The 11,892-nt window shown below is 43.8% G+C and carries 9 protein-coding genes; 4 read left to right on the top strand and 5 right to left on the bottom strand.

The window, feature by feature from the left end; translation table 11 throughout:
• Nucleotides 1-531, top strand: a 531-nt coding sequence (locus RS24_RS09590; RefSeq protein WP_021778011.1) for a hypothetical protein, incomplete at its 5' end; no start/stop codon positions are given.
• A gap of 172 nt (nt 532-703) precedes the next feature.
• On the opposite strand, the gene RS24_RS09585 is transcribed toward RS24_RS09590, so the two are convergent.
• Nucleotides 704-1,993: an O-acetylhomoserine aminocarboxypropyltransferase/cysteine synthase family protein gene (locus tag RS24_RS09585; protein WP_021778010.1), complete on the bottom strand. Its 1,290-nt coding sequence runs from the start codon at nt 1,991-1,993 to the stop codon at nt 704-706.
• A gap of 148 nt (nt 1,994-2,141) precedes the next feature.
• Between RS24_RS09585 and RS24_RS09580 the strand changes: the two genes are divergently transcribed.
• Complete coding sequence (locus tag RS24_RS09580; RefSeq protein ID WP_021778009.1) at nt 2,142-2,897, top strand: SDR family NAD(P)-dependent oxidoreductase; 756 nt, start codon at nt 2,142-2,144, stop codon at nt 2,895-2,897.
• A gap of 13 nt (nt 2,898-2,910) precedes the next feature.
• Nucleotides 2,911-3,363, top strand: coding sequence for a nuclear transport factor 2 family protein (locus RS24_RS09575; protein ID WP_021778008.1), 453 nt, complete (start codon nt 2,911-2,913; stop codon nt 3,361-3,363).
• A gap of 9 nt (nt 3,364-3,372) precedes the next feature.
• On the opposite strand, the gene RS24_RS09570 is transcribed toward RS24_RS09575, so the two are convergent.
• The 4 genes from RS24_RS09570 to RS24_RS09840 all read right to left on the bottom strand — a co-directional run bounded on the left by RS24_RS09570 (nt 3,373) and on the right by RS24_RS09840 (nt 10,216).
• Nucleotides 3,373-4,788: a porin family protein gene (locus RS24_RS09570; protein WP_021778007.1), complete on the bottom strand. Its 1,416-nt coding sequence runs from the start codon at nt 4,786-4,788 to the stop codon at nt 3,373-3,375.
• A gap of 15 nt (nt 4,789-4,803) precedes the next feature.
• A complete protein-coding gene (locus RS24_RS09565; protein ID WP_021778006.1) occupies nt 4,804-7,908 on the bottom strand; it encodes a FecR family protein in 3,105 nt (1,034 codons plus the stop codon).
• A 125-nt stretch (nt 7,909-8,033) separates the two neighbouring features.
• Nucleotides 8,034-9,167 carry a transporter gene (locus RS24_RS09560; protein ID WP_021778005.1) on the bottom strand — a complete coding sequence of 378 codons (1,134 nt, stop codon included), beginning with the start codon at nt 9,165-9,167 and terminating at the stop codon, nt 8,034-8,036.
• 152 nt (nt 9,168-9,319) lie between these two features.
• Nucleotides 9,320-10,216, bottom strand: a complete 897-nt coding sequence (locus RS24_RS09840; protein ID WP_021778004.1) for a class I SAM-dependent methyltransferase — start codon at nt 10,214-10,216, stop codon at nt 9,320-9,322.
• A 312-nt stretch (nt 10,217-10,528) separates the two neighbouring features.
• Between RS24_RS09840 and RS24_RS09550 the strand changes: the two genes are divergently transcribed.
• Nucleotides 10,529-11,875, top strand: coding sequence for an NtaA/DmoA family FMN-dependent monooxygenase (locus tag RS24_RS09550; protein WP_081696279.1), 1,347 nt, complete (start codon nt 10,529-10,531; stop codon nt 11,873-11,875).
• Nucleotides 11,876-11,892: the final 17 nt, after the last annotated feature.

Raw genomic sequence — 11,892 nt, 5'->3', positions numbered from 1 at the left:
GATTTTGGTGGTGTGGTATCTGCTTCTGGTGGTTCGATTAGTTTGGCTGATATTGGGTCTCTTACTCTTGGAACGATTGTGAGTGCGAATGACTTCACGGTGTCTAGCGCTGGAGCTTTGGATTTAGGAACGGCTACGATAGGTGGGTCAATGACTGCTACCAGTAGTGGTGGTGACATCACTCAGAGTGGTTCTCTTAGTGTTGTGAGTACAACGAATATATCTGCTGGCTCTGGTCAGGTTGCGCTGAGCAATGCATCTAATGATTTTGGTGGTGTGGTATCTGCTTCTGGTGGTTCGATTAGTTTGGCTAATAGCGGAACGTTAACACTTGGCGCTATAGACACTGATGGCGAATTTTCTATATCGAGTTCCGGAGGTGTTGGTTTAAACGATGAGGGAATGATATCAGAATTAAAATTAATCCTCGCAAGTTTAGGGGTGTTTTATACTAAAGAAATAGAGTTCCTAGACTATAATTCATGTAAAACCTCTTCCTCTATTTTTTCAGCAGGATGTAGTATTCAGTAAATTAATTCTTTTAATTAATTTATTTTAGCTTTTTTCAAGTATTTTAGCACAACACAAAATTGTAGTTTTTTATTAAATGTCTCATAAATATTAGGTTTGCTTTAGAAGCTATATTCATTTTGGTTCCTTCATTATTGAATGCAACATATTTCATTATTGGTTTTCAATAGTTTCAGATTTTTTGGAGAGCTTGATCAAGGTCTGCAAGGATATCATCAATATGTTCAATTCCTACGGAAAGTCTTACATAACCTGGAGTAACGCCTGAAGAAAATTGATCTTCTGGAGATAATTGGCTGTGCGTTGTACTTGCTGGATGGATAGCCAGCGAACGCGCATCACCTATATTTGCGACATGATAAAGCATTTGTAATGCATCAATAAACTTTTTGCCAGCCTCAGAGCCTGCCTTTAACTCAAAGCCCATAAGTGCACCATAACCTCCATTCATCACAGCATCTGCCCGGCTTTTTAGATTATCATCCATCAGTGAGGGATAAATTACGCGCTCTACAGCATCATGAGAGGAAAGGAAGTCAGCGACTTTTGAAGCATTTTCACAATGTGCGCGCATGCGAAGAGGCAACGTTTCCATGCCTTGAAGAAACTGGAAAGCATTAAAAGGACTCATCGCTCCACCTAGGTCGCGGAGTAATGTCGTCCGAGCTTTCAGAATATATGCTATTGGCCCAAGCGGTGCGGCAGCAACAGTCCAGACCGCGCCGTGATAAGATGGGTCAGGCTGGTTGAGATAAGGTTGCCTATCTCCCGCGGCTGCCCAGTCGAAATTACCGCCATCGACAATAAGACCGCCAATCGATGTGCCATGTCCGCCAATATATTTGGTGGAGCTGTATACGACAATTGCTGCCCCGTGATCTAGTGGGCGGCATAAAATGGGGGCTGCCGTATTATCCATAATCAAAGGAATCCCGTGTGCTCGCCCAATAGCGGCTACTTCGGCAATGGGAAAAACTTCCAGTTTCGGATTAGGTAGTGTTTCCGCGTAAATGGCGCGGGTTTTATCATCTATCGCATTTTCAAAAGCCTGCGGATCGGACGGGTCAACAAACCTGACCTCAATACCCATATCTGGAAGCGTGTTGGCAAAAAGATTCCATGTCCCGCCATAAAGATCGGTAGAAGAAATAATGTTATCCCCCGCATGCGCGATATTTTGGAGCGACATGGCAGTTGCTGTTTGACCGGAGGAGACAGACAAGGCGGCAACACCGCCTTCAAGCGCAGCAATACGCTGCTCGAGAACATCATTGGTCGGGTTCATAATCCGTGTGTAGATATTGCCGAGTTCGGAGAGGGCAAAAAGACTTGCGGCATGATCGGTATTATTGAACTGATAACTCGTTGTCTGGTGGATAGGGACCGCCACCGAGCCAGTTGTCGGGTCACTGCGCCATCCGCTATGCAGAACAATGGTTTCAGGATTTTTCGAGTCAGTCACAATTTCCTCCTCAGCAACTATGAGATTACGAATATGACACAATGCCAAATACCAGCTATTAAAGCAATAAGTCTGAACAATCCTCAACTTATGTTTAAAAGCTCACATAAATAAATTACGATAATTGATAATTATTTGGAGGGGTCAGATGACAATAAAATATGACTATAGTGGTTATCGTATTCTGGTAACCGGAGGTACAAGCGGTATCGGCTTGTCGGCGGCGCACATGTATCATGAAGCTGGGGCGGATGTGGTGATTACCGGTACAAAAGCACCGGAAAATTATGATGTCGATTTATCTGCCTTTAGCTTCAAACAAATGGACTTGGAAGATAATGCAAGTATTGATGCGGTTGCAAAAGAAGTTTCAGCGGAAGGCGGGCTGGATGTTCTGGTTAATAATGCCGGTCTGGCATTTGCTTCTCAAGGGCTGGATGAGCATGACCCGGACATATTTGCCCGTGCCGTTCAAATGCATCTGACAGGCGTTTATCGCCTCTCTCATGGCCTTGTGGATAGGCTTGCCGATAGCAAACTGCCCGGTGGGGGTGCGATTGTGAATATTGCTTCCGTGACTTCTTTTATGGGTGTTGATCTTACGCTCGGCTATGGTGCAGCTAAAACCGGAATTTTAGGACTTATTCGTGGCATGGCGGTTGATCTGGGAAAGCGCAATATTCGTGTTAATGCCGTTGCAGCGGGGCTGACCCAAACGGGCATGACCTCCATTATGTTTGATAATCCAGAGTGGATTGATCCGACACTGCGCCGCACGCCTTTACTAAGACTCGGTAAGCCTGAGGACATTGCTGGCGCTGTGTTGTTTGTTTCTAGTTCTGCCGCGCAATGGATGACCGGTCAGGCAATTGTCATTGATGGCGGCTACACGATTTTTGGTTAATTAGGAGAATATAATGTTGGAAAATCTGGTTTTTGGAAACCCCATTGAAGGAACACCCCCGTCATCTGATCATGTGAGATCTGTTCTTAATGAATATTGTAAATGTCTTTCTGAGGGTGATGTGGATGGGATTTTAAATTTATTTGATCCGGAGGCGCGTTTTTTTGATCCGGTTGGCGAACCGCCGCGTGTTGGGCATAACCAAATTAGAGAGTTTTTTGAACCGAGTGCCGGTCAATTAGTGTTGCGTCCTGAAGGGGCGATTAGGGTTGCAGGGTTTTACGCAGCCGTAGGGATGCGGGCGCGTGTGCACGGCTATGGACCTGAGTTTTTTGTCGATACGCTGGATGCAGTTGTCTTCAATGAAGCGGGTAAGATGACGCATTTCTATGCGTTCTGGGGGAGCAGTAATAATCCATCGCCTGACACGAACTGGCCACCCCAACAGGGTTGGGATAATAGTTGAGCTATCCGCTTAAAACACCCAAGACATGGATAAAGTAAAGTCAGTGGTCTCTTTGGAGAAATTCGGCAGGTTTGATCTCGTCTCTTTATGAAAGATACTGAGTTCTAATTGCGGCACCAGTCTGTTTTGTTGAAGAGCTTTCGGTGTCCAGAACAAGCTAGCTGAATATTCTGTCATTCGGTCTTTGCGTTTGCGCATGGATGAGATGAACGGGTCAGCCAATTCATATTTCCGATGAGACCGAAATAAACGACCTGAGATAAGAATTTGTTCAAACTTGCGTCCGGCAACAAATGCAATTTGTTCCTGATCATAATTATTAAGTTTGTCGTTTTTATCCAGTTGAGTCAGTGACGGCTGGAGACTGATGAAAAAGCTTTCTTTTCTATATTCGGCACCAAGCCCGGCCTTATAGCTCCAACCGGTATTGCCATTATTTATAGCGATGTCGGGATGAAAGCCGTGAACAGAGCGCGTTGCCGCTACAACAGGTATAAACGAAAAAGCTTCTGTCATTGGTAATTTTAGGTTGGCGGTGAGATTATAAATCTTCGCATAATTATGCCAACTCAAATTAATATCTGTGATGCTGGCAGAAAACCCCAGGGTTTTAGTGTTGTTTTCACCCAGACCTTTGCTGTAGCTCATGCCTAAAGTCGTCAAAGATAAATCATAGCGATTTAAATCGTTGAAATCCTTTATTTGATTGGAGACATAGAATTGCAGAAATTCATCATCGCCGAGATTAAATTCTGGCGTGTAGGTGACATCAAGCTGAACAGTCGTGAAGTTTTCATCTATATTAGGGACGCTATTCAGGAAGTCATTATCAAAAAAAGTAATTTGGGTTTCCTCAGAAGAGCCAAGCGCGTTTTCGGCAATTCCGCCCCCTAGTTTAAATCTCGAGACAAATTTCTTACGAGGTGTACCACGAACATTCATTTGTTCGGTGCGCTTTATACCGTCTCTGAGAGAAGCTGCATTTCTTCGCATATCATCTGATGCCGTTTCGTCTTGCACAATCTGGTTAAGGTTTCTTAAACCCTCCGTCCGGTTGCCCATACGTAATTTCAACTGAGCATACATAACCCGTGCCAGTTTACTTTTCGGGTCAGTCAACAAAACTCGCTCCAAGGTTGCGGTTGCACCTTTGACATTATTTTCGGCAAGTTGTTTCTTAAACAACAGAAAATTCAGTTCCAGATTGCCGGGGTCGCCCAATACCTGCGTGAAAATACCCATTTGTGAGGGTGGGCTTGAGCTTTGAGGGTCTAATAGGTCGCTATCAGTATAAGCGCTGTTAACATTAACGATGCTACTTTTGGCTCTATCACTAATGTCGATACCACCGCCATCAACAATTTCAGGCGTGAGAAGTAAAACAGCGTAGCATATCAGCTGTCTCAATTTAGAGGAAAAACGCATAAACATCCTGAATTACTATTGAGGCTCCAGTACCACGACTGTCGGGTTTATTAAGACCACACTGTTATCGTCATAACCGCTTTCATTCATCGCTGAAGGTTTGATTTCTATAGCTCCTGCCAAAGCATTTAAGTTGGAACCATTCCTCAAAAAACTGACATGATGGGTGACATCAACATCAAAATCATTACCGTTTGGTGAATCAATACCCGTATCAACAGCAATTTGGGTTCTTGAGAAAGTACCCTGATTATTTGTTCTGTCCGCATTCCAGTCAAATACCGCGATATTGGTAAACTCACCAGAGGCGTTGTTGACATATTGAAGATCATTGAACGAAAGATATACATCCGATTGAACATTCTTTGTGCCGTAATCAGCCATCACTACATGACCGACATCCCAATCTCCATCATATGCTCCTGCTTGGGAAACACTGTATTTTCTTTTGAAAAGGCCTATAGATGATGACGAGGCATCAAAAAGGTTATTCAATCTAGCTGTAGTTAAAGTATTGAAGAGGTCCCCACTTACTGAGATTTTTCCGCCCGTATTATCCAGTAAATCTGCAAGTGATGAATTAGTTGGTACGGGTGTAGTTGCATCAGTGGACTGAATAAACTCATCACATTTTGGCTCTTGGCAAGTAAATATAAGTGTTTGAGTTAAGATGTCAGTGCTGTCATCACCTGACTTGGCTTGAAAATTAATCTGGATGCTCCCATTAAGATAATTGTCAACTATTGGGTCATTGTTGGCATTTTCATCAATTTTCCAGATATAAATGCCTGGGTTTGCAGGGTCTTGTGCAAAGCCAATCCAAGATGGAAGATTATTGGTCAGGTCAACAAATGTTTCAACGTCACGGTCTTCCACCCGGGCGACAACTGCATCAATCTGACTGTTGGTCAATGACATTGGGTTCCCGTCAAATGAAGATATTTCTGGTGGATCCTCAGCACCTAAATAATTAATATTCAGTAAACGAGTTAAAGTTTCGGCACCATTAGTGACTTGAAAGCTCACTTCCTCAATAGCAGTTTCTCCATCATCTAAAGTATCTAGCAAAACACCATTAGGTAAAAGTTTGAAAGCGCCTGTTTCAGAATTCAGAACGATATCAGTTCCATATGCACTGTTACCTAAGTCATAAGCCTTATCGTAATTGTCATAGATATTTCTGATAAATTCGTAATTTGGATCATTAGGTGCGGGTAAAGGCCCATATAGTTGTTCTGGTGAGGTAGCTTGTGTGACAACTGACCCATCAACAATGATTGAAAATTCAAATGTGTCAGAGTCCAAATCGCTAGCGCTAAAGTTTCCATCAACAACTGATATGCCACCGGCTGAAATAGATGTTGTATCCTCAATAGAAGCAGCAGCATTACTGGAGGTTATGCTGTCATCTGTACCAATAATGAAAGCTTTAAGTGTTTGGCTAATCTGATTTGTGCCGTCGGAAATATTTAGATCAAATTCCTCGCTGGCATTTGCGGTCAGGCCTTCAATCGCTCCGTCATTCGGTACGTAAAGCAAGTCGCCCGTATTGGAATTTAAGTAAAGCGTGCCATAAGTGCTGGCGAGAGATAAATCAAAGCCTGTTTGTGTGGTGTCGTTCGTACCATTAGCAATAGCATAGGCCAAATTATCGCCATCAGGGTCGTTCGCATTTATTTTTGCAGAGATATTCGGAAAGGTATCATCTGAACTCGTGTCTTCTATATTAATATCAGCAAGTGCCTCTGCGACAGGCGCATTATTTTGGGGCGTGTTATTCTGAGGCGTGTTATTCTGAGGCGTGTTATCTGGGTTGCTCGCTGGATTTGTTGCGACAACTTCCCCGACTAGCTTCATATCTTCCTCGGATGTTTTCTCGGTTGCAAGTTTTTCTGTTTCATCTTCAGTTTTAATAGGAGATGTGAGCTGGTTGATGATATTTGACTGTTCATCAGTGCCAGGGGAAGCATCCTCAGGTTTATCAGATGGTTGTTTAATCTGTCCGTCAGGCGTGAGTTCGAGTGTGTTGTTTTCTGTTTGTAGATTATTTTCGGTTACATCATCGGTATTAAGGGGATTGACTTCAGATGTGTCGTTTTGCTGAAACGAGGTAAGAATAATTTTATCAAAATCGCTTATTTCGTCATCTTCTCTTTTAAGCTGTCCGTCCCCGTCTAAATTTCCATTAACGTCAAGAGGCGCGTCAGTGTTTGAGGCGACAACCGGCGGAGTATCTGTCTCAGTCTCAGTGGGTGAGGTTTCAGTATCTATGACGTCATTTTGAGCGGTGTTTGTTGTTTCATCACCTGTCTCACTATCGGACTCATTGTTTGTAGTATTAGAAGTCGGGGTTGTTTCAGTGTTCTCGTTATCATCTTCTTCTTGAGTTTCTTCATCGGACTCTTCTTCGTTAGATGCTTGTGAATTTGTGACGACTTGGTCTTGAGTATCCTCTTCATCCTCATCATCTTCTTTGCTCTCGAGGAGAACTATGACGTTTTCAAGCGCTATGTCAGTAACTGGAGATGGCTCGCTTATATCCCCCTTTTCGTTGACTTCGACCCCCCACCCATGCTGCGAGATTTGTTTAACATCATTATCGGTTATGACATTGATAATACCAGACATGAGGATAATCTGGGTGCTTATGGGGGAGACATCACCGAGAACTTCTGTGCCGCGAATAGAGAGCGTCGCTTTGGGAAGTTTAAGCTTCACCGCATCGGGACCTGACGCCGCTGTCGCGCCGGAGATAAATCTGAAAGCCCCGCTTTTAATCGACACTTCCACATCGCTGACATCAGGGTCATAAATGAATTTGTCAACAATCAGTTCGGCATTGGGGCCGAGGGTGAAAGTTGTTTCATCTTTAAGTAAAATTTGCAGTCTGCCGTCTGCAGATGTTTGGATTTTATCTTCAAGAAAAATTTTTTCACCAAGAGAGGCAGGCATGAATTGCGCTTGATCACGGGAAATATTTACCTCGCCGGCTTTAAAGGCCATAACGCCAATCATCTTTGCTGTATCTTCATTTGCGAATACCTGAGATGTAAACACACACAAGATAAAAATCACAATGAGATTATGCAGACGTACGGATTGCACAGATGGCCTAAACAACTTTACAAACTCCTCAAACTCGCCAAATTAAGATTAAATTCTTATAATTAGTTAAATTTCAAAATGCCACCTATTTCAACAACTTCGATGAGTCGAGGGGTTAGAAATTATGATTTAAAATAGCTTTATAAATTGGTTTTAAACCCGACAGTCAATGACCAATCTTGTGACATCTGAGGCCCGTTCAAATTTTCATAAATCGGCCCAATTATTTCGAAATTTAGCCCTTTTTCGGCTAATAACCCGGATTGGGGTGAAAGGTTAAGCCCTATGCCGAGATTCAATCTTTCACCACCATAAAAGTTCGGGTTCGCGGATTGTACTGGCTTGTTAATAAGGGCATCACGACCTTCAATTTTTTCTTCACTGGTGCCTTTTAGCCGCAGTGAAGTGCTGACAGACGGGGAGAGGCTTTTTGAAACCCAGCTTTGAACTGAAAACATATTCCCTTGGCGATAATCGGCATCATTATCATTAAGTCTAATCACGGCAGAAATCTGCCCCCCAAAATTATAATTTTCATTATGCTTATTAAAAGTGAGAGCCGGTTTCAAATCGTAACTTCCTGAACCGGTTTGCATAGCGTAAGGCAGTCTTGCCACAATGCGCGTGTTCATGGGGGTGAGAAGTGTATCTTCCTCATTAATATTACCTGTTGGCAGGCTAAGCCCTAGCGCATAATGAATTTGCAATGTTGTTGTTTTCTGACCTCTGATGAGTGCTGTTATGGTTAAGTCCCCCAATCCTTCAGATTTGGTTTCAAAATCACCTAAGCGCATACCCATCATATCATAAGTTGTCAGGCGCATAGTTTTTTGCACATATTCGGCCATCGCCATGAGGGTTAGGTCAGTGTTTGGCGCATACATAACCCCAAGCATCGTCATATCCATTTCCATATGTTGCGGCACAACCCGCAAATTTGGTGGCATCATGGCATTTGTGTTCGGGATATTTAGAATTTCAGCGTCGCTGGCATTATCAGAGCCAATTTTATTACCACTCATTTCCATCCGCATCTGCCGCAGGGAAAACATCCATTCCCCCGCAACAAGCATATGATCGCCCATCACGCCAATCGGGGCACTATGGGAAGCATGATGAGTGACGTGATGATGATGAGCGACGTGATGATGCGTAGTTGCGGTATCAACAGGGTTACGAGACTTTTCAATACCTCCGGCAAAAGCGGGCGGCAAGATTAAGACGATGAGAGTTATGATGGAAAAAGCGCGAAGGAGAAATAATCTTGTGTTCATAATTATTAGCCATTTGTTCTATTGATGGCGTACAAGTATCAGACAAAAAATTTATATAAACAGCCAAATGTGTTGCATTTGGTCGCACTTATTATCGTTTTTTTGAGAGGCAGCGCATAAAACAATCGTCTCTACCGCCGATTAGATTTTTATTAGATTGTCGCTGCTAAAAGAAAGCAAGCCTCGTCTGGAACGCTGCAGATATCCCGATTTCCGTCCAGAAAAGAGTCAAGAATTCGCCCTGCTGTGTAAAAAGATACATCTGAGAAGCCGGCTTCTTTTAGACATGTTTCCAATTCTTGCTCTGTGTAGGTACTTTCAAAAGGTTCTCCCATTTCTGATACCACGCGGTTCAACTCGCCGACGGGGTCTTGAAGTTGTTCATCGGGGTGGGTGGCATCAGGCATGGCAAAATCCATGATCAACTGACTACCTGGCGGGAACTTCCCTAATACGGCGAGAGTTGCTTGAACGGTTGCGGGTGTTAGATACATTTGCACACCGAGCCATGTGAAAATGGTGACGGCATTAGAGCGCACTCCGCCAGCCTCAAGCGCCTCTGCAAGGGTCTGGTTTTCAAAGTCGAAGCCTACGAATTTTAAATTATCTGGCAGGTTAATATTACATTCCGTTAGTCTGGTTTTTTTCCAGTGCTGTGTCGCGGGGTGGTCAATTTCAAATACTGGCAAGCCATCAAGTTGGTCGGTACAGCGGTAAGCCGTCGAATCCAAACCCGCGCCCAGAATTACGAGTTGTTCTAGCCCCTGCGTGCGTGCTTTTGTGAGGCGTTCTTCAACAAGACGTGAGCGCATGCAAACCGAGTCAGTGATTTGCTGGACAAAGCTTTCAGCTGTTTCCCGACTGCTGAGACCTGAGAAAAATTCTATGACACTATTTTTATAGTCTTTAACAGCGTCCAAGTCAGACATGCCGCTTAGAGGTAGGGCAGTAGTGTCCTGTAGGATTTTAGGTTCCGGTGCAAAATGACAATGATGTGCGCGCAATATAGCCACCATCAGCGCCGTTTGGCTAGGACTTCCATCTTCCATATTTTCCCCCTTTTTAACAGAATAATCTTGCCTAAGGAAAGTTCAATTAGTCAATACAAAAGCATACATACTCAGATGTTGCCAATGCTTATGTCGCTTGGGATGTTTGAGCCTTGCCGGATTTTAAGTTTCAACGGGAAATTCAATCTTGGCCTGTCAATACATCACGTTCCAATTTAATCAACACTAATATGCTTTTATTATTTTCCTTTTGAAGGCTTTTCGTCCCATGCGGTTTGCATGGATTAGAATAATATGATACGACATTTTAATAGTATGGACTAATAAATAGCTTGTTAAAGGGAGGTCAACTTGGCCAATAATCGTAAAATAATCATGGTGGGCTTTATGCAAGCTCAAAACTGTTCAAACTATCCCGCTTCCTGGCGTCACCACCAGTCTGCCGGAGATTTTCTGACACCTGATTATTATCAGCGCATTGCACGGGCCTTAGAGGACGGCAAGTTTCATCTGGGTTTTTTTGATGACAGGCTTGCTTTGCCGGACATTTATGGAGCAGATCACAAAGAGGCCGTTAAAAATGGTATACGAGTGGTAAAAATGGATCCTGTGCCGATTTTGGCAACCATGGCAATGTCGACTAAAAATCTCGGCCTCGCGGCAACTATTTCCACCACATATTATAATGCTTTCCACATTGCACGAACCATGATGACACTGGATCATATGACCGGCGGGCGAGCCGGCTGGAATGTAGTGACCTCACTTAATGACTCAGAGGCTTTCAATATGGGGGCTGCTGGCACAATTGAGCACGATAGACGCTATGATCGCGCAGATGAGTTAATGACAAATATCATCGACATGTGGGGTGCATGGGACTCTGATGCTATTCTGTTCGATAAAGAAAATGGTGTTTTTGCCGATCCGGAAAAAGTGCGATCCTATGATTTTCAGGGTGAATGGTTTCAAACCAGAGGTACATTCACAGTTCCACCGTCACCTCAAGGTCATCCAGTGATTGTTCAGGCAGGGCAAAGTGGGCGTGGGCGCCAATTTGCCTGTGAATGGGGAGAGGTGATTTTCACCATCCAGAATAATGTAGAGCGGGGTGTTCAGGTGCGCAATGAGATGCGCGAAGAAGCGTCGCAACAGGGGCGTGACCCCGATACGATTGCGATTTGTCCAGCGGTTTATGTCACCACGGGCGAAACGCAAGCGATTGCTGAAGATAAATATGCCTATGTGAATAATCTTGCCAAGCCAATAGATGGGTTAACGCTTCTTTCTGAAGTTTTGAATTTTGACTTTGCAACTAAGGATTATGATGAACCTTTCACGGATGAAGAATTGGGTAGCATTAATGGTTTGCGCGGTATTCTCGACAAGGTTGTCCGTCTGAGCGGGAAGTCCAATCCGACACTGAAGGATTTTGTAGATCACAGTGGTCGCGGCACTGTGCATGAAGCACCTCATATTGTCGGAGATCCAAAGTACGTCGCCGATGAACTGGAGAAATGGTTTATAGAAGGTGCAGCGGATGGATTTGTGTTGTTTGCCTCTCATACTCCTGGGGCTTATGAAGAATTCTCCCGCTATGTTGTGCCAGAACTGCAAAGACGCGGTATTTACCATGACGACTATGCCGGACCGACCCTAAGGGGTAATCTCGGCTTTAGTTCCTACCGCCAAAAATAGGTATAAAGAATTTTGAC

Source organism: Candidatus Micropelagos thuwalensis, from assembly GCF_000469155.1.
Taxonomy (GTDB): Bacteria; Pseudomonadota; Alphaproteobacteria; order RS24; family RS24; genus Micropelagius; species Micropelagius thuwalensis.
The sequence above is the reverse complement of the archived record's forward strand: the minus strand, read 5'-3'. Positions and strand labels throughout refer to the sequence as shown.

Bases quoted from the DNA above. Each gene is read 5' to 3' on its own strand.
- RS24_RS09580 (WP_021778009.1), top strand. From the start codon at position 2,142: ATGACAATAAAATATGACTATAGTGGTTATCGTATTCTGGTAACCGGA.
- RS24_RS09575 (WP_021778008.1), top strand. From the start codon at position 2,911: ATGTTGGAAAATCTGGTTTTTGGAAACCCCATTGAAGGAACACCCCCG.
- RS24_RS09570 (WP_021778007.1), bottom strand. From the start codon at position 4,788: ATGCGTTTTTCCTCTAAATTGAGACAGCTGATATGCTACGCTGTTTTA.
- RS24_RS09560 (WP_021778005.1), bottom strand. From the start codon at position 9,167: ATGAACACAAGATTATTTCTCCTTCGCGCTTTTTCCATCATAACTCTC.
- RS24_RS09840 (WP_021778004.1), bottom strand. From the start codon at position 10,216: ATGGAAGATGGAAGTCCTAGCCAAACGGCGCTGATGGTGGCTATATTG.